This window comes from Nonomuraea sp. NPDC050328 (assembly GCF_044459405.1).
Classification (GTDB): domain Bacteria; phylum Actinomycetota; class Actinomycetes; order Streptosporangiales; family Streptosporangiaceae; genus Nonomuraea.
Map to the genome: position 1 here is coordinate 613,070 of NZ_JBITIW010000005.1, position 17,977 is coordinate 631,046.

General features: G+C 74.5%; 16 protein-coding genes. 8 read left to right on the plus strand and 8 right to left on the minus strand.

Annotated elements, in window-relative coordinates:
- Positions 1-7: 7 nt before the first annotated feature.
- Positions 8-700 (minus strand): hydrogen peroxide-dependent heme synthase, encoded by a 693-nt coding sequence (gene hemQ, locus ACIBG7_RS22550; RefSeq protein WP_357921193.1) that lies wholly within the window; start codon positions 698-700, stop codon positions 8-10.
- A complete protein-coding gene (hemG, locus tag ACIBG7_RS22555; protein ID WP_397337477.1) occupies positions 697-2,076 on the minus strand; it encodes a protoporphyrinogen oxidase in 1,380 nt (459 codons plus the stop codon). Before hemG ends, hemQ begins: the two co-directional genes overlap by 4 nt.
- 89 nt (positions 2,077-2,165) lie before the next feature.
- On the opposite strand from hemG, the gene ACIBG7_RS22560 reads away from it, so the two are divergent.
- Together ACIBG7_RS22560 and ACIBG7_RS22565 are read left to right on the plus strand one after the other, a co-directional pair.
- Entirely contained in the window at positions 2,166-3,140 is a 975-nt protein-coding gene (locus ACIBG7_RS22560) for a DUF4349 domain-containing protein (RefSeq protein WP_397337478.1), read from the plus strand.
- 66 nt (positions 3,141-3,206) lie between these two features.
- Positions 3,207-3,977, plus strand: coding sequence for a TSUP family transporter (locus ACIBG7_RS22565; protein ID WP_397337479.1), 771 nt, complete (start codon positions 3,207-3,209; stop codon positions 3,975-3,977).
- On the opposite strand, the gene hemE is transcribed toward ACIBG7_RS22565, so the two are convergent.
- Positions 3,962-4,909: a uroporphyrinogen decarboxylase gene (gene hemE, locus ACIBG7_RS22570; protein ID WP_357922153.1), complete on the minus strand. Its 948-nt coding sequence runs from the start codon at positions 4,907-4,909 to the stop codon at positions 3,962-3,964. The genes ACIBG7_RS22565 and hemE overlap by 16 nt on opposite strands.
- Positions 4,910-5,401: 492 nt before the next feature.
- On the opposite strand from hemE, the gene ACIBG7_RS22575 reads away from it, so the two are divergent.
- The 6 genes from ACIBG7_RS22575 to ACIBG7_RS22600 all read left to right on the plus strand — a co-directional run bounded on the left by ACIBG7_RS22575 (position 5,402) and on the right by ACIBG7_RS22600 (position 11,466).
- The gene (locus ACIBG7_RS22575) at positions 5,402-5,986 is read left to right on the plus strand and encodes a DUF3000 domain-containing protein (RefSeq protein ID WP_397337493.1); all 585 of its coding nucleotides are present in this window, start codon (positions 5,402-5,404) and stop codon (positions 5,984-5,986) included.
- Positions 5,987-5,999: 13 nt separating this feature from the next.
- Positions 6,000-7,214, plus strand: a complete 1,215-nt coding sequence (locus ACIBG7_RS22580; RefSeq protein WP_357921205.1) for a ribonuclease D — start codon at positions 6,000-6,002, stop codon at positions 7,212-7,214.
- A gap of 108 nt (positions 7,215-7,322) precedes the next feature.
- On the plus strand, positions 7,323-8,450 hold the full coding sequence (locus ACIBG7_RS22585) for a Gfo/Idh/MocA family oxidoreductase (RefSeq protein ID WP_357921208.1): 1,128 nt from the start codon (positions 7,323-7,325) through the stop codon (positions 8,448-8,450).
- Positions 8,447-9,580: a dihydrodipicolinate synthase family protein gene (locus ACIBG7_RS22590; RefSeq protein ID WP_397337480.1), complete on the plus strand. Its 1,134-nt coding sequence runs from the start codon at positions 8,447-8,449 to the stop codon at positions 9,578-9,580. Before ACIBG7_RS22585 ends, ACIBG7_RS22590 begins: the two co-directional genes overlap by 4 nt.
- The gene (locus ACIBG7_RS22595) at positions 9,577-10,407 is read left to right on the plus strand and encodes a sugar phosphate isomerase/epimerase family protein (RefSeq protein WP_397337481.1); all 831 of its coding nucleotides are present in this window, start codon (positions 9,577-9,579) and stop codon (positions 10,405-10,407) included. The genes ACIBG7_RS22590 and ACIBG7_RS22595 overlap by 4 nt, the downstream gene beginning before the upstream one ends.
- A 54-nt stretch (positions 10,408-10,461) precedes the next feature.
- The gene (locus ACIBG7_RS22600) at positions 10,462-11,466 is read left to right on the plus strand and encodes a hypothetical protein (protein ID WP_397337482.1); all 1,005 of its coding nucleotides are present in this window, start codon (positions 10,462-10,464) and stop codon (positions 11,464-11,466) included.
- 46 nt (positions 11,467-11,512) lie between these two features.
- On the opposite strand, the gene ACIBG7_RS22605 is transcribed toward ACIBG7_RS22600, so the two are convergent.
- From ACIBG7_RS22605 to ACIBG7_RS22625, 5 genes are read right to left on the minus strand one after another with little or no spacing between them, the layout of a single operon-like run.
- Entirely contained in the window at positions 11,513-14,110 is a 2,598-nt protein-coding gene (locus tag ACIBG7_RS22605) for a PEP/pyruvate-binding domain-containing protein (RefSeq protein WP_397337483.1), read from the minus strand.
- A gap of 51 nt (positions 14,111-14,161) precedes the next feature.
- Positions 14,162-15,115, minus strand: a complete 954-nt coding sequence (locus ACIBG7_RS22610; RefSeq protein WP_397337484.1) for an alkaline phosphatase family protein — start codon at positions 15,113-15,115, stop codon at positions 14,162-14,164.
- Positions 15,116-15,118: 3 nt separating this feature from the next.
- A complete protein-coding gene (locus ACIBG7_RS22615) occupies positions 15,119-15,889 on the minus strand; it encodes a sugar phosphate isomerase/epimerase family protein (RefSeq protein ID WP_397337485.1) in 771 nt (256 codons plus the stop codon).
- Positions 15,886-16,893 carry a LacI family DNA-binding transcriptional regulator gene (locus ACIBG7_RS22620; RefSeq protein WP_397337486.1) on the minus strand — a complete coding sequence of 336 codons (1,008 nt, stop codon included), beginning with the start codon at positions 16,891-16,893 and terminating at the stop codon, positions 15,886-15,888. The genes ACIBG7_RS22615 and ACIBG7_RS22620 overlap by 4 nt, the downstream gene beginning before the upstream one ends.
- A gap of 33 nt (positions 16,894-16,926) precedes the next feature.
- Positions 16,927-17,829 carry an FAD-dependent monooxygenase gene (locus tag ACIBG7_RS22625; protein ID WP_397337487.1) on the minus strand — a complete coding sequence of 301 codons (903 nt, stop codon included), beginning with the start codon at positions 17,827-17,829 and terminating at the stop codon, positions 16,927-16,929.
- Positions 17,830-17,977: the final 148 nt, after the last annotated feature.

Here is a 17,977-nt window from a genome sequence, read left to right on the forward strand (position 1 = left end):
ACGGGTCTTAGGGCAGCGTGGTGAGCAGTTCGCGGACGGCCTTGCGCACGCCGGTGTAGAACGGCACCTCGATGCGGGTGTGCCGGCGGGCCTCGGCGCCGCGCAGGTGCCGCATGAGGTCGACGATGCGGTGCAGCTCGTCGGCCTCGAAGGCGAGCATCCACTCGTAGTCGTTGAGCGCGAAGCAGGCCACCGTGTTGGAGCGCACGTCGGGGTAGTCGCGGGCCATCTTGCCGTGCTCGGCCAGCATCGTGCGGCGCTCGGTGTCGTCGAGGAGGTACCAGTCGAGCGAGCGCACGAACGGGTAGACGCAGACGTAGCCGCGCGGCTCCTCCTCGGCCAGGAAGGCCGGGATGTGCGACTTGTTGAACTCGGCCGGGCGGTGCAGGGCCATCGCCGACCAGACCGGCTCGGTGCGGCGGCCGAGGCTGGTGCGGCGGAAGCGGGTGTAGACGTCCTGGAGGTCCTCGGGCGTGGGGGCGTGCCACCAGAACATGAAGTCGGCGTCGGCGCGGAAGCCGGCCACGTCGTAGGCGCCGCGGGTGACCACGTCCTTGCCCGCCGCCTGCTCCAGCAGCTCCTCGACCTCGTCGGCCATGCCTTCGCGGTTGCCTGGGCAGGGTTCGGTCACGCGGAAGACCGACCACATCGTGTAGCGGATCACCTGGTTGAGGTCGCGCGCCTTGAGCCGTTCAGTCATGCCTTCAAGCCTACTGAGATCCGCGCCGCCGCCTTACTCGCGGTGGCGATGCAGGCCGGCACGCCCAGGCCGTCGTAGGCCGCGCCGCACAGGGCCAGGCCCGGCTGGACGGCGACCGCCGCGCGGATGCGCGCCACGCGGTCGAGGTGACCCACGTTGTACTGCGGCAGCCCGCCGCCCCAGCGGGTGACGCGGCTGTCGGCGGGCAGCCCGCGCACGCCCATGACGTCGGCCATCTCGGCGGTGGCCAGCGAGATGAGCTCGGCGTCGGTGCGCTGCAGGAGGTGCTCCTCGCCGATGCGGCCGATGGAGCAGCGCAGGATGACGAAGTCCTTGCTGAGGTGGGGCCACTTGACCGAGCTGAAGGTGACCGCCTTGACCGGGCGGCGCTCGACGGCCGGCACGAGGTAGCCGCTGCGGTCGGGGGCCTGCGGGAAGGCGTCGCGCGGGTAGGCGAGGGTGACCACGGCCATGCTGGCGTACTCGATGCGGGCCAGCTCGTCGGCGGCCTTGGGCACCTCAGCGCGCAGCAGCCGGGCGGCGGGGGCGGCGGGCACGGCCAGGATGACCGCGTCGGCCTCGATCACCTCGGGCCGCGGCACCGGCCCGGCGACCAGCCGCCAGCCGCTTTCGGTACGGCGCAGCTCGCGGACGGTGACGCCGGTGCGGATCTCGGCGCCGGAGGCGCGGGCGACGGCGGCGGGCAGGCTGCCCATGCCGTGCCGCAGGGTGGTGAAGACCGGCCCGGCGTCCTTGGGCGTCTCGCCGGCGATCTGCCGGGCGGCGGCCAGCAGCGAGCGCTCGGAGCGGGCGAGGGTGGCCACGCGGGGCATGGTGGCGTCCAGCGAGAGCATGTCGGCCCGGCCCGCGTAGACGCCGCCGAGCAGCGGCTCGACCAGCCGCTCGACCACTTCTGCGCCCATCCGGGCGCGGATGTAGGCGGCCACCGAGACGTCGGTGCGGACCAGGGTCGCGGGCAGGATCTGGTCGAGCGGCACGCGGGCCACCCCGGCCGGCGAGAGCACGCCCGAGCGGACCAGCTCGGTGAGGTCGGAGGGCACGCCCATGACCTGGCCCTTGGGCAGCGAGCGCAGCTCGCCGCGGCTGTAGACGGCCGAGCTGGTGGTGCCCGGGTCCATCAGCTCGTCGCCGAGGCCAACCAGCTTGGCCAGCTCCTTGCCCTCCGGGCGGCGGGCCAGCATCGCCTCGGCGCCCGCGTCGACCATCACCCCGGCGACCTCGCCGGCGTGGAGCTTGCCGCCGATGCGCGGCGAGGACTCCAGGACCGTGACGCGGACTCCCGCGCTCTCCCGGAGATACCATGCCGCGGCCAGTCCCGAGATGCCGCCACCGACGATAACCACATGCGCGTCCACGGAATCCGACGCTATCGCGTGATGCAGTGGAGTGCGTACCGTGATCAGTCCGTGACGGCACCGCCCGCGCCGGAGCCGTCATTAGAGACATGAGCAGATTACGGTCCACGCAACTGGCGCTCACGGGGGTGTGCGCGGCCCTGACGCTGGCCGCCTGCGGAGGCGGCGGCACCTCCTTCGGCGGCGCCTCCTCCGAGGCCGGAGCCCCGGCGATGGCCACCGCCCCGCCCGCGGCGCCCGAGGAGCAGGCCAAGGCCCCGCGAGGTGAGTCGATCACCACAGACGTCAAGGGGACCCAGCAGGAACGGAAGATCATCTATGTGGCGAGGATCACCATCCGCGCCAAGGACGTCGCCGCCGCCTCGGCCAAGTCCAAGACGATCGTCACCGCCGCCGGCGGCTACCTGTCCAAGGAGGACTCCAGCTCGGCCGATCAGAACGAGGGCCGGGCGACGCTGGAGTTCAAGATCCCGCCCGAGCGCTACCAGGAGGTGCTGACCGCCTTCGGCAAGGACCTGGGCCAGCAGCTCTCACTCAACCAGAACACCGAGGACGTGACCCTCCAGGTCGCCGACGTGGACAGCCGGCTGAAGTCGGCCGAGGAGGCGCTGGCCTCGCTGCGCACCCTGCTCGGCCAGGCCAAGACCATCGGCCAGGTGCTGGAGGTCGAGCGCGAGATCCGCAACCGCGAGTCGGAGCTGGAGTCGCTCCAGGCCCAGCAGAAGGAGCTCGCCAGGCAGACCGGCATGGCCACCGTGACGCTCCAGCTCATCGGCCCGGTCGTGCCCGCTCCCGAGCCCGAGGAGGACCCGGCCGGCTTCCTGGAGGGCCTGCGCGACGGCTGGGACGCCCTGGTCACCTTCCTGAAGATCGTGGTGACCGTGCTCGGCGTGGTCCTGCCCTGGCTGCTGGTGATCGTGCCGGTGTTCGTGCTGGTCTCCTGGCTGGTACGGCGCCGCCGCCCCGGCTACCCGGCCCCGCCCGCGCCGCCCGCGACCGCTCCCGCCCCGGCGCCCGAGGAGCCCGGCGGGCCGCCCGCGGTGCAGGAGAAGGAACCCGTCTAAAGCGAATCCATAACGCGACGCGATACTCCGTATGCCGTAGCTATCTCGGCATCGGGGGATCCACGCGTGAAGACCGAACTCATCGTGCTGCTGTTACTGGTGGCGCTGGCCGCGGGCTGGGTGGACGCGGTCGTCGGCGGGGGCGGGCTGGTGCAGTTGCCCACGCTGCTGCTGGCCTTCCCCGTCGCGCCGCCGGCCACCATCCTGGCCACCGACAAGCTCTCCTCCATCTCGGGCACGACCGCCTCGGCGATCACCTTCGCCCGGGGCACCCGCCCCGACCTGCGGGTGGCCGCGCCCGCCGCGCTCCTGGCGGTGGTCGTCTCCGGCGCGGGAGCGGCCACCGCCGGGCTCATCCCGGCCGCCGCCTTCCGCCCGTTCGTGCTCGGGGCGCTGGTCGTGGTGGCCGCCGTCGTCATCCTGCGGCCGGGACTCGGCGCCAGCCCCCGGCAGGTACGGCCGGCCCGCCACCGAGCCGTCGCGGCGGTGGCGGTCACCGGCGTGGTGCTGCCGTTCTACAACGGCCTGGTCGGGCCGGGCACCGGCGCGATGATCCTGCTGGCCCTGACCGGCCTGCTCGGCCTGGACTTCGTCACCGGCTCGGCGACCGCCAAGCTGGTCAACCTGGGCGCGAACGTCGGCGCGCTGGCCGTCTTCGCCGTGCACGGCCAGGCCTTCTGGCTGCTGGGCCTGGCGATGGCCGCCTGCAACGTGCTGGGCGCGCGCGTCGGCGCCCGCACCGCGCTGCGGCGGGGTGCGGGGTTCATCCGGATCGTGCTGCTGTGCGTGGTGGCCGCGCTGATCGCGAAGCTCGGCGGGGACTACCTGTTCTCGTGAACCAGGTCGGTCAGCCGCTTGAGCTGGTCGGGGTCGGTGCTGGGCAGGACGCCGTGGCCGAGGTTGAACACGTGCCCCTCGGCCGCCTTGCCGCGCTCCAGGATGTCGAGCGCCTTGCGCTCGACCGCCTCCCACGGCGCCAGCAGCACGGCCGGGTCGAGGTTGCCCTGCAGGGCCTTGCCCGGCCCCACCCGGCGGGCCGCCTCGTCCAGCGGCACCCGCCAGTCGACGCCCACCACGTCCGCCCCGGCCTCGCCGAGCAGGCCGAGCAGCTCGCCGGTGCCGACGCCGAAGTGGATGCGCGGCACGTCGGCCACCGCCGCGAAGATCTTGGAGGTGTACGGCAGGACGAACTCGCGGTAGTCGGCCGGCGCGACCGCGCCCACCCAGGAGTCGAAGAGCTGGATCGCCTCGGCGCCGGCGTCGATCTGGATGCGCAGGTGGGTGGCGACGATGTCGGTCAGCCGCGCCATCAGGGCGTGCCAGAGCTGCGGCTCGCCGTACATCATGGCCTTGGTGTGGTCGTGGTTCTTCGACGGCCCGCCTTCGATGAGGTAGGAGGCCAGGGTGAACGGGGCCCCGGCGAAGCCGATCAGCGGGGTGCCGGCCAGTTCGCCGGTCAGGGCGCGGATCGACTCGCTGACGTAGGGCACGTCGTCGGGGGTGAGCTCGCGCAGCACCTCAAGGCCGCGGGCGTCGCGGATGGGCTGCGCCACGACCGGGCCGACGCCGGGCTTGATGTCGAGGTCGACGCCGATCGCCTTGAGCGGGACGACGATGTCGCTGAAGAAGATGGCCGCGTCGACGCCGTAGCGGCGCACCGGCTGCATGGTGATCTCCACGACCAGCTCCGGCGTCGCGCAGGCCTGGAGCATGGGCACGCCCTCGCGGACCTTGAGGTACTCCGGCAGCGAGCGCCCGGCTTGGCGCATGAACCACACGGGGGTGTGCGGGACGGGCTGGCGGCGGCAGGCGGCGAGGAAGGCTGAAGTCACCCGTCAAGGGTCCCATGCCGGGTGCCCGCCCGGCTCGCGGAGTCCCGGCGGCCGCCTTCCTGGAGTCCCAACGCGCGGCAAAGCCTTCCCCCGCATCGATTCAGGACCACTTTCGGGACACGCCGAGCACGATGCGCGGAATTGTCGACGACCCGTGCCAACGTCAGAGCACGACCGCGAAGAAAGGCAACGCTTGCGATGGACGGGTTCTGCGCCGGCTGTGCGGAGGAGCGGCTGCTGGAGCAGCCGCCGTGCCACGAGGGGCACGAGCCGGGCCACTGCCCCGACTGGGTCTGTGTTTCGTGCGACAGCGCGTACTTCATCGGGACGCTCCCGGCCCGGGTTCGAGAGCTAGTGGCGACGGCTTGATCCACTGTGACGAGCACCCCCGTGGCCCCCTTCCGTCCGGCACCGACCCGCGCCGCCGCCATGCCCGCCGGTGAGCGCCCGCCGGCCCCGCCCGAGTTCCAGCGCGCGGCCGAGAGCCTGCGCCTGGCCGAGGTGCGGCCGGAGATCGAGCTGGAGGACCTGCCGGCGCCGCAGCGCCTGGCCCCGTACTCGGCCGCCATCGGCGCCTCGGTCTACCGGGACGACGAGGAGCTGGCGGTGGGCCGGCTGATCCTGCTCTACGACCCCGAGGGCCAGCGCGGCTGGGAGGGCTCCTTCCGGCTGGTCGCCTACGTCCGGGCGGACATGGAGCCGGAGATCACCTCCGACCCGCTGCTCGGCCCGGTGGCGTGGAGCTGGCTCACCGAGGCCCTCGATCTGCGCGAGGCCGCCTACAGCGCGGCCGGCGGCACGGTCACCCGTGCGGTTTCCGAAGGATTCGGCAACAAGTCGGACGATCCGGTCTCGACCGAGCTCGAACTGCGGGCCTCCTGGTCGCCGCTCGAAGCAGATCTGTCGGGACACGTGGCGGCTTGGTGTGATCTGATGTGCCTGGCGGCGGGTATCCCCCCATTGCCGCCCGACGTCGCGGCACTGCCTCGGCGTCGCGAAGATGATCGTCGTTAGTAGGCTAAGCAAGATGAACGACGTCGTCCCGCTCCTCGAACCGCGCGAGGGTATCCCCCCGGTGATCGCGGATGCCGAGGAGCTGGCCAGGACAGTGGCGGCTTTCGCCGCCGGGAGCGGGCCCGTAGCGGTCGACGCCGAGCGTGCCTCGGGTTACCGCTACGGCGGTCGCGCGTACCTGGTGCAGTTGCGGCGCAGCGGCGCGGGCACGGCGCTGATCGACCCGATCGCCTGCCCGGACCTGTCCGGTCTCGACGCCGCCCTGGCCGGCACCGAGGTCGTGCTGCACGCCGCCTCCCAGGACCTGCCGTGCCTGTCGGAGGTCGGGTTCCGGCCGCGCGACATGTTCGACACCGAGCTGGCCGGGCGGCTGCTCGGCTACGAGCGGGTCGGCCTCGGCACGATGGTCGAGACGGTGCTGGGGCTGCGGCTGGAGAAGGGGCACTCGGCCGCCGACTGGTCGACCCGGCCGCTGCCCGAGGACTGGCTGCGCTACGCCGCGCTCGACGTCGAGGTGCTCGTCGAGCTGCGGGACGTGCTGCACGAGGAGCTGGTGGAGAGCGGCAAGCTGGCGTGGGCGGTCGAGGAGTTCGAGGCGGTGCTGCACGCCCCGGCGCCCGAGCCGCGGCACGACCCGTGGCGGCGCACCTCCGGCATCCACAAGGTGCGCAACGCCCGCGCGCTGGCCGTGGTGCGGGAGCTGTGGAACATGCGCGACCAGATCGCCCGCGAGGGCGACCTGGCGCCGGGGCGGGTGCTGCCGGACGGCGCGATCGTCGCCGCCGCGCTGGAGGCGCCGCGCACCAAGAAGGCACTGACCGAGATCACCGCGTTCACCGCGCGCTCGGCCCGGCGGCACATGAACGACTGGCTGGCCGCGGTCACCCGGGCCCGGTCGCTGCCCGACTCGCAACTGCCCGCGCCCAGCGTGCCCGGCGACGGGCCGCCGCCGGCCAACCGGTGGGCCGATCGCGACCCGGCCGCCGCCAAGCGGCTGGCCGCCGCCCGGGCGGTCATCGCGGCGCTGGCCGACGCGCACCGCATGCCGACCGAGAACCTGCTGCAGCCCGACGCGGTGCGCCGGCTCACCTGGCAGCCGCCGGACGAGCTGTCCGACGAGAGCGTCGCGGCGCGGCTGCGTGAGCTCGGGGCCCGGTCGTGGCAGGTCGAGCTGACCGCGCGGCCGCTGGCCAAGGCGCTGCAGCGGCTCGAGATCAAGGATCTCTGACCCCGCACCCCTCTCGGCGCCCCCTGCGCCCCTGCCCGGCCTTCCCAGTTGACGCGTGCCCGGCGCGAGCCGTACCGTCTGGGAAAGCGCTTTCCAGAGAGGGCAGTCATGATCCGCGTTGCGATGAACGGCGTCACCGGACGGATGGGATACCGCCAGCACCTGGTCAGGTCGATCCTGGCCATCAACGAGCAGGGCGGCGTCGCGCTGTCGGACGGCTCGCGGGTCAGGCTGGAGCCCGTCCTGGTCGGCCGCAGCGAGGCCAAGCTGGCCGACCTGGCCGCCCGGCACGGCATCGCCGAGTACACCACCGACCTCGACGCCGCGATCGAGGGCTGCGACGTCTACTTCGACGCCCAGGTCACCCAGGCCCGGGTCAAGGCGGTGCTGAAGGCGATCGAGGCGGGCAAGCACGTCTACGCCGAGAAGCCGACCGCCGAGACGGTCGAGGACGCGGTCGCGCTGGCCACCGCCGCGCAGGCCAAGGGCGTCAAGAACGGCGTGGTCCAGGACAAGCTGTTCCTGCCGGGCCTGCTCAAGCTCAAGCGGCTGATCGACGGCGGCTTCTTCGGCCGGATCCTGTCGGTGCGCGGCGAGTTCGGCTACTGGGTCTTCGAGGGCGACTGGCAGGCCGCGCAGCGCCCGTCGTGGAACTACCGGGCGGCCGACGGCGGCGGCATCATCCTCGACATGTTCCCGCACTGGCACTACGTGCTGGAGAACCTGTTCGGCCGGGTCGAGTCGGTCTACGCCAAGGCGGTCACGCACATCCCCGCCCGCGTGGACGAGCAGGGCGCGAGCTACGAGGCGACCGCGGACGACGCCGCCTACGGCATCTTCGAGCTGGCCGGGGGCGTCGTCGCGCAGATCAACTCCTCCTGGGCGGTCCGGGTCAACCGCGAGGAGCTGGTGGAGTTCCAGGTGGACGGCACCGAGGGCAGCGCCGTCGCCGGGCTGCGCAACTGCCGCTTCCAGCACCGCGCGGGCACCCCCAAGCCGGTCTGGAACCCCGACCTGCCGGTCACCCACCGCTTCCGCGACGACTGGCAGGAGGTCCCGGACAACGGCGAGTTCGACAACGGCTTCAAGATCCAGTGGGAGCTCTTCGTCCGGCACGTGCTGGAGGACGCGCCCTTCCCCTACGACTTCGCCGCCGGCGCCCGCGGCGTGCAGCTCGCCGAGCTGGGCCTGCGCTCCTCCGCCGAGGGCCGCCGCGTCGAGGTGGGCTCGCTGTGACCACGATCGACCTCCCCGGCGGCCCGCACACCCTGCGCGAGCCGGTCGCCTGGCCGGTCCCCTCCGGCCCGCCCGCCGGCCGCGTCGTCTACGCCGCCGCGCACGTCGTCGCCGACCCGCTGGGCGACAACACCCCCGGCTCCCCCGCCGCCGTCGACTGGGACGCCACGCTGCGCTTCCGCCGCCACCTGTGGTCCTACGGCCTGCGCGTGGCCGACGCGATGGACACCGCGCAACGCAACATGGGCCTCGACTGGGCCGCCACCCGCACGCTGATCCGGCGCAGCGCCGCCGAGGCCCGCGCCTTCGGCGACCCCGCCGAGCTGGTGGCCTGCGGCGCGGGCACCGACCACCGCCCCGAGGCGGCCACCCTCGACGAGATCACCGCCGCCTACGCCGAGCAGCTCGCGGTGGTGCAGGAGGCGGGCGCGGGCGTCATCGTCATGGCCTCGCGCCAGCTCGCCCGCGCGGCCGCCTCGCCCAAGGACTACCACCGCGTGTACGGCGAGCTGTTCGCCCAGGCCGACCGCCCGGTCATCCTGCACTGGCTGGGCGAGATGTTCGACCCGCAGCTCGCCGGCTACTGGGGCTCGCCCGACGTGGCCGAGGCGACCGAGTCGTTCCTGGAGCTGATCCACGCGCACGCCGCCTCGGTGGACGGCGTCAAGGTCTCCCTGCTGGACGAGGAGCACGAGGTACGGCTGCGCGCCGCGCTCCCCGACGGCGTGCGGCTCTACACCGGCGACGACTTCAACTACCCCTCGCTGATCAAGTCGGGCTCGCACGCGCTGCTCGGCATCTTCGACGCCATCGCCCCGGCGGCGGCCGCGGCGCTCCAGGCGCTCGACGCGGGCGACCTGGCCCGCTACGACGAGATCTTCGAGCCGACCGTCGCGTTGTCCCGCAAGATCTTCGAGGCGCCCACCTACCACTACAAGACCGGCATCGTCTTCCTGGCCTGGCTCAACGGCCACCAGGACGCCTTCGCCATGGTCAACGGCGCCCAGGCGGCCCGCTCCCTGCCGCACCTGGCCGAGGTCTTCCGCCTGGCCGACCGGGCCGGGCTGCTGGCCGATCCGGAGCTGGCCGTGCACCGGATGCGCGCCCTGCTGGCGGTGAACGGCCGGTGAGCCTGTCGCTGAACCAGTGGACCACCAAGCGGTGGAGCGTCGCCGAAGCGGTGGACGGCTGCGTCCGGCACGGCGTCGAGGCGATCGGCCTGTGGCGGCAGGACGTCGCCGCGCAGGGCCTGGCCGAGTCGGCCAGGCTGGTGCGCGAAGCCGGGCTGCGGGTGTCGTCGCTGTGCCGGGGCGGCTTCCTCACCACCGGCTCCGCCGAGGCGCTCGACGACAACCGCCGGGCGATCGAGGAGGCGGCCGAGCTGGGGGCCGCCTGTCTGGTGCTGGTGGTGGGCGGCCTGCCGGGCGTGGTGCCCGGCGAGCCGCTCGGCGCCGGGGCGGACCGGGACCTGGCCGGGGCGCGGGAGCGGGTGGCCGAGGCGCTGGCCGTCCTGGCGCCCTACGCCGGGGAGCGCGGGGTACGGCTGGCGCTGGAGCCGCTGCATCCGATGTACTGCGCCGACCGGGCCGTGCTGTCCACCCTCGGGCAGGCGCTCGACCTGGCCGAGCCGTACCCGGTGGCGCAGGTGGGGGTGGTCGTCGACACCTTCCACGTGTGGTGGGACCCGCAGGTGTTCGAGCAGATCGCCCGGGCGGGGGCGCGGATCGCGTCCTACCAGGTCTGCGACTACCTGCACCCGCTGCCGGCCGACGTCCTGCTGGGCCGGGGCGTCATGGGCGACGGGGTGATCGACTTCGGCCCGCTCACCCGGGCCGTGCTGGAGGCCGGGTACACCGGCGACATCGAGGTGGAGATCTTCAACGCCGAGGTGTGGGCGGCCGACCCGGACGAGGTGCTGGCCACCGTGAAGGAGCGGTTCGCCGCGCTGATCGGGTGATCCGCCGGGACTCGCCCGGGTAGGGTGATCACCTCCTGGACCGGGAGGTGCCGCGTGCGGGTGGGTGTCGTGCTCGTCCTGCTGCTGGGCTGCCTGGCGGCGGGAGCGCCGCAGGGTGGTCCTCGGTGGCTGCTGACGCTCGCCTGGCCGGGGGAGATCCGGTCGCTGGCGGCGACCGGCGGCGGGGAGGCCTGGCTGCTCGGGCGGGGCGGGGAGCTCCGGCGCTGGGACGGGCGGGCCTGGGGGCGGGCGGCCGTGCCGGCGCGTCCGCCCGGGCCGTACGGCACGCTGGTGGCGTCGCCAGTGGGGGACGACCTGTGGTTGTTCGGTGACGGCTCGCCGTGGCAGTGGGCCGGTGGGCGGTGGGCGGGGCGGCCCTTTCCGCGAGGACCCTTCTACGACGCGTCCTATGCCGTGCCGGCCCGGGATCGGGTGTGGGTCGGGGAGATGGGCGGGCCGGAGGACTGCCACTGCGTCGGGATCCGGTCGTGGGACGGGACGCGGTGGGTGGACCTGGCCACCGGTGGGGCTCATACGTTCGACACCCAGTTCGCGTTGCTCGCGCCGCCCTGGGTGGTCAACCATCGCGGGCCTCACCGTTGGGACGGCACGCGGCTGCATCCCGCGTCGCCGCCTGTCACCGGGTGTGGGTCGTGGGAGGACTACAAGGTCGAGCACCTGGCCGCTCGGGCGGGTGAGGCGTGGGTGGTGGCCGTGTCCGCGCCGGCCGTGCCCACCGGCTCCTGTGCGGCCGGGCGGCGGGAACTACTCCGTTGGGACGGCACTGCCTGGATCCCCGTCGCGCCGCCTCCGGGGCTCGGCGGGGTGTCGGGGCTGGCCGTGGATGGGGGCGGGGTCTGGCTGGCGGGCGGGCAGACCGTCTTCCGGTGGGCGAAGGGCCGGGAGGCGAAGGGCCGGTGGGTGGAGGGCCGGTGGCGGGTGGCCGTGGTGCCGGGCGGCAGCGGGATCACCCGGATCGTGCCCGAGCCCGGCACCGGCCGCCTGTGGGTGGCGGCACGGGACGGGACGCGCACCCTCGTCCACCTGCTGAGCTGGTGAGGGGGTCACGCCGGGGCCCGGGCACGGCGGGCCGGGCCGAAGGCGGCTAGGCGGGGTCGGGACGGACGGTGCCGGTGGCGCCGTCCACGGTCACGCGCTGCCCGCTGGTGAGGCGTTCGGTGGCGTGCGGGACGCCCACCACGGCCGGGATGCCGTACTCCCGCGCCACCACGGCCCCGTGCGACATCGCGCCGCCCATCTCCATGACCAGGCCGCCCGCGGTGAGGAAGAGCGGTGTCCAGCCCGGGTCGGTGGACGGGCAGACCAGGATCTCCCCCGGTTCGAGGTGCGCCCCGACCGGGTCGAGCACCACCCGCGCGATCCCGGTCACCGTGCCCGCCGACGCCGGGGTGCCGGTCAGCACGCCCTCCGAGGCGGAGGCGCCGGCGGCGACCGCGGCCAGCGCCTCGGGCTCGGTGCCGTCCGACAGCAGCATCCGGGGCACGTGCCGGCGCCGCCGCTCCCGCAGGTACCGCTCGCGCCGCTCGGCCACCAGGTGGCCCAGCCCGCCGTCGGGCTCGGTGAGCGCGGCACGCAGCTCGGGGAAGGTGAGGAAGTAGACGTCCCCGGCCTCGTCGAGCAGCCCTTCCTTCACCAGGTGCTCCCCGACCACGAACATGCTCGACCGCACCCCGGCCAGGGTCAGGACGGCCAAATACTTGGGCATCTCACGCAGCCCGACCAGCGAGCGCGCCCGGCCGAGCGCCCAGCGCACCACCGGCCCCTTGAGCCGGCCCGCACCGGCCGCCGCCTGCTCGACCGCCTCCTGCGCCGCCCGCGCGCCCCGCGCGAACAGCTCGTCAGCCGGTACGGCGGAGCCCCCCGCCCGCCGGTAGTTGGCCAGCACCCCGAAGATGTGCGACGGGTCGTCCGCCCACCGCGCCACCCCGAGGTCGATCTCGGCCACCCCGCGGTGACCGTACTTGGCCAGGAAGGCGGCCACCTCCCGCTGCGTGCGCTCGGGCAGCGTCCCGGCGCGGAAGCGCTCGGCGAGCTGTTCGGCGGTGGCGTCGCCGAGCGGTTCGATGCGGGTGGACAGCCGCCACAGTTCGAGGTCCATCTCGGTGGTCGGGTTGTCCGGCACGCTGCGCAGCACGTCCTGGAGGTCGCCGAGGGAACGGCCGGACAGGCGGGCGGCCAGGCCGAGCATGGCGTAGCCGGCCACCGCCATCGGCGCGATCGACGCCAGCACCGGCGGCGTGCCGTACAGGATCCGCTCGGCGTGGTCGAGGCGCTGCAGCGGGGTGCTGCCGGGCGGGACCGCCAGCCGGCGGGCGAGTTCGGCCTCGACGCGGCGGGCGTGCGCGTGGGCGCGGCGCGGGTTGGTCAGGGCGAGCCGTACCAGCCTGGGGGCGTGCACGCGGCGCGCGAAGCGGCGCACGGCGCGCAGGAACGGGCGGCGGGAGTGCTGGGTGAGCGAGAGCCGGGGGTCGCCGGCCAGCCGGTCGAAGATCACTCCGGCGCGGGTCTCGCCGACGGCGAGCAGGCGCGGCAGGACGGTCCGGCCGGCGCGGCTGCGCAGGGCCGGGGTGATGTCGAGCCACATGCGCTCGCCCGCGACGTGGAAGGCGGGCGCGCCCCGGTGGCGGTCGGCGACGGGCACGCCGAAGAGCCCGGCGGCGCCGGAGGTGAGCAGCCGGAAGGCGGACAGGCCGAGCGGGGTGAGCGGGCCGAGCACGCCCTGGGCGACGTTGACCGACAGGTAGGCGCGCAGGCCCGGCGCGGTGGCGTCGGGCACCGGGTAGAGCGTGGTGATCGGGCGGGCCTGGGTCAGCCAGAGCCGGCCGTCGGCGTCGATCGCCCACTCGGTGTCCTGGGGGCTGCCGTAGTGGTCCTCCACGCGCAGGCCGAGCTCGGCCAGGTCGAGGACCTGCCGGTCGCTCAGGCAGAGCTCCGCGCTGGAGGTCTCGACCCGCTCGGTGCCGCCGCCCGGCAGGGAGCGCACGGCCAGGCGCTTGTCGCCGGCGTGCCGGTCGAGGATCTCGCCGCCGAAGACCACGAACCGGTCGGGGTTCACCGCGCCGGACACGACCGCCTCGCCGAGTCCGGGGCTGGCGTCGATGACCAGTTCGCGGCGGCGGCCGGTGACCGGGTTGGCGGTGAACATCACCCCGGCGACCTCGGCGTCGACCATGTCCTGGACGACCACGGCCAGCCGGACGGCGGCGTGCTCGATGCCGTTGGCCTCGCGGTAGGCGACCGCGCGGTCGGTCCAGAGCGAGGCCCAGCAGTGGCGGACCGCCGTCATCACCTCCCGTTCGCCCACGACGTTGAGGTAGGTGTCCTGCTGGCCGGCGAAGCTGGCGTGCGGGAGGTCCTCGGCGGTGGCCGAGGAGCGGACCGCGACCGGGCCGCCGTGGTAGAGCCCGGCGACGGCGGCCCGCACCTCGTCGGGGACGGGGGCGGCCAGCAGCAGCTCGCGGGCCTGCCCGGCGAGCTCCTGCCCGGTCGGAGCGGCGGGGCTCGCGAGCAGGTCCGTCAGCCCGGCCGCCGCGGCGACCTGCCGGTAGGCCTCGGTCGTGAGGCAGCCGCCGGGCGGGACCGGGAGCCCGGCGCGGGCCAGTTCGCCCAGGTTGGCGGCCTTGCCGCCCACGTCGGCGAGCATCGAGGCGTCGATCTCGGCGAAGGTGAACGCGAGCTTCATGTCCTCAGTGTGCCCCGTGGCCTACCAAGAATTCATCACGTGATGAAAAAGTTACCCCGCAGGAAGGACCTTTCCGTCCAGGCCCCACGCCGGGTCGAGCGCGACGCCGAGCCGGTCCAGGACCGTCGGGGCGAGGTCCACCAGCATCGGCGACTCCAGCGGCGCCGGCCGCGCCCGGTCGAGCTCGTTGAGGATGACGAAGGTGGTGCGCTCCTCGTCGGAGATGCCGCCGTGGCCGCCCGCGTCCACGTGCCCGTGGTCGGTGGTGACCAGCACGGTCCAGCGCTCGGCGGCGTAGGCGGGCCGGGAGCGCACGGCGTCCAGCAGGCGGCCCAGGAAGGCGTCCTGGAGCAGCAGCGCGTCGGTGTACTCCGGGCACCACGGGCCGAGGTCGTGGGCGACCTCGTCGGTGTCGCCGAAGTAGACGAAGGCCGCGTCCGGGTCCTGGGTGGCCAGGTGGCGTTCGGCCAGGTCGGCCACCCGCTTGTCGCAGGCGGCGAAGGTGTCGGCGTAGCCGTCCAGGACGGTGCGGTCGGTGATGGCCGGGCCGAAGGCGCCGTGCTCGGCCAGGGCCGCCCAGGAGAAGATCGCATAGGTCTGGTGGCCGGCGGCGGTCGCCCGCACCAGGAAGTCCGGATATTTCGTGAACTGGGCTCCGGCGAAGCCGTTGTCCACGACGCCGTGCTTGTCGGGCCACACCCCGGTGGCGATCGACGACCAGCCCGGCCCGGAGTCGGTCCTGGCCCGGATCTCCCGCCCGCTCCCGCCGCCCTCGTGGTGGGCCTCGACGACCTCGCCCGGCGACTCGGTGCGGGGCGCGCCGGCCTCGCCGTAGGGCAGCTTGCCGGTGCCGTACGCGCCGGCCTCCATCAGGCCGCGCAACACCGGCGGGCCGATGTCGGCGAGGCGGTCGAAGCGCAGCCCGTCCATGCCGACGACGAGCACCTTGTTCACCGGCACGTCGTTCACCGGCACATCGTTCACCGGCACGTCGTTCACTGTCATGCGTCATTCCTTCGCGTACGTCGCCACCCAGGCCGAGGCGTCCGGCAGGATCTCCTCGACCGGGGCCACCCGGGGGTACCAGGTGCGCTCCCACTCCAGGGACACCCAGCCTCCGTAGCCTGCCGTACGCAGCAGCTCGCCGCACTCCCGCAGCGGGACCGACCCCGTGCCGAGCGGGACGGGCGTGGTGTCGGCGGCGGAGACGGCGTCCTTGATCTGCACGTAGGCCAGCCAGGGGCCGAGCCGGTCCAGGGTCTCGGCCGGCGCCTCGCCGTGCCGCCAGGGGTGCAGCGCGTCCCACAGCGCGGCGGTCGCCTCCGGCAGGGCGGCCCGCTCCAGCAGGGCGGCGACCGCCCGTCCGGTGGGCAGGGCGTCGTGCGTCTCCACCAGCACCCGCACGCCCAGCTCCAGCGCGCGGGGAGCCACCTCGCGCAGCCGCCGCGCCCCGAGGTCGAGGTCGTCGCCGCCGGGGAACACCCGGACGCCGGGAGCGCCCAGGTCGGCGGCCAGTTCGAGGTCGGCCAGCAGGCCGGGCGTGCCGGGGTCGTCGGCGGCGCAGATCCGGGTGTAGCCGGCCAGGGCCGCGATCTCCAGCCCGGCCGCGGCGACCCGCTCGCGCACCGAGGCCCGCTCGGCTTCGTCCAGTCCCGCGTGCACGCCGGTGTCGGGGTGCAGGCGCAGTTCGAGCCCGGCGCACCCGGCGGCGACCGCGATCTCGACGGCCCGGTCGAGCCCGTCGCCGGGCATCCCGAGCGTGCTGACGGCCAGTCTCATCGGACCTTCCCCTCCTCCAGGGCACGGACGCTCTCGCGCAGCACCACCTCGCCCGTCACTCGCTCCACCCTCGGCTCCTCCCCCGGACGCAGGGCCAGTTCGAGGGCTCGCGCCCCCATGGCGGCCAGCGGCAGCCGGACGGTGGTGAGGGCGGGCACGTGGTCGCGCAGCGTGCTGATGTCGTCGAAACCGGCCACCGAGACGTCCTCCGGCACCCGGAGGCCCCGCTCGCGGTAGGCGGCCAGCGCGCCCACGGCCATCACGTCGTTGACCGCGAAGACGCAGGTGGCCTCGCCGCTCTCCTGGGCGGCGGCGTGCCCGCCGTCCCGGTCGAACGCGCCGTGGATCACCCGGGGCGCGGGCAGCCCCAGCTCGGCCAGCGCGGCGGTGAAGCCCTCGCACCGGTCCCGCGCGGTGAGCAGCCGTTCCGGCCCGGCCAGGACGGCGAAGCGGGTGTGGCCGAGCGCGGCCAGCTCGCGGGCGAGGGCGGCGGCCCCCGCCCGGTTGCCCGGCGCGACGGTGTCCACGCCGAGCAGGTCCTGGCCGATCACGGCCACGTGTCCCCCGGCCTGCCGGTAGCTCTCCAGCTCGGCCTTCAGCCGGGCGGTGCTGTCCGGGTCGGCCACGCGGGAGCCGGCCAGGAGCACCGCCCGCACCCGCTGGGTGTGCAGGGTGGCGACGTAGGCGATCTCCCGCTCCGGGTCGCGGTGGGTGGTGCCCACCATGACCAGCAGCCCCTCCCCCTCGGCCGCCCGCATCACGCCGTCGGCCAGCGCGGCGAAGTACGGGTCGGTCAGGTCGTGCACGACCAGCCCGATGACGTTGCTCGCCCCCTTGGCCAGCGTCTGGGCGGCCACGTTCGTGCGGTAGCCGAGCTGGTCGGCCGCCTGCTCGACGCGGCTGCGCAGGCCCGCGCCGACCTGGCGGGTGCTGCCGTTGAGCACGCGGGACGCGGTGGCGAGCGACACCCCCGCGAGCTTCGCGACCTCCTCCAACGTGACCACGCACACCTCCTGGGAAAGCGATTTCCCAGTCTGTCACAGGAACCAGCGCGTCAGGGCCTCCTCCAGTGCCGCGGCCCCGGCCCCGGCGGTCCAGGCGGAGTAGCCGTCCGGGCGGACCAGCACCGCCGAGGGCGCCTCGCCGGAGGTCACGCCCCGGACCACCGGCACCCGCTCGGCGACCAGCTCCACGAGGTCGTCGTGGCCGCCGAGGTCGAGGAAGAGCGGCTGCCCCTGCTGGAGCAGCTCGGCCACTCGCACCTCGCCCGCGGCGGTCTTGACCGCGAGGTCGGGCACCATCCGCCCCGCGCCGGGCACGCCCACGTCGTAGACGGTGTCCAGGCCGCTGATCATCCCGCTCAGGTAGACGTTGACCTGGTCGAGCTCCATCAGCGAGGCGAACAGCTCGCGCAGCGGGTCGAGCGCCGGGTCCGGCGCGGCCAGGGCGTTCTGCGCGCGGACGTTCCACAGCACCCGCGCCGCCACCGGGTGCCGCTCGGCGTGGTAGCTGTCCAGCAGGCCGGGGCCCCCGCGCCCGGCCAGCGCGTAGGCCAGCTTCCAGCCGAGGTTCATGGCGTCCTCCAGGCCGGTGTTGAGGCCCTGGCCGCCCCACGGGAAGTGCACGTGGGCGGCGTCCCCGGCGACGAACACCCGGCCCTTGCGGTAGGCGGCGGCCTGGAGGGCGGCGTCGCCGTACCGGGTGAGGGTGCGGGGGTGGCTCATGCCGACCGGGAACCCGGCGATGTAGGAGGCCGTCTCGCGCAGTTCCTCCAGGGTGACCGGGGCCTCGCGGTCAGGGTGCGGGGCGCGGAAGTCGTAGGTCGTCACCCGGGCCCGGCCGCCCGCGCCCGGCCACACCAGCAGCCAGCCGCGCGGGGTGCGGTGCCAGCCGCCGGGCACGTCCGGCGCGAGCCGTACCTCGCCCATCAGGGCGGCCACCCGCGCGGGCGTGCCTTCGAAGGCGATGCCCGCGGCCTTGGGGGGGGGGGGGGGGGGGGGGGGGCGGCCCCCCCCCCCCCCCCGGGGGGCCCCCCCCCCCCCCCCCCGGGGGGGGGGGGGCCCCGGGGGGGGGGGGGGGCCGCCGCGA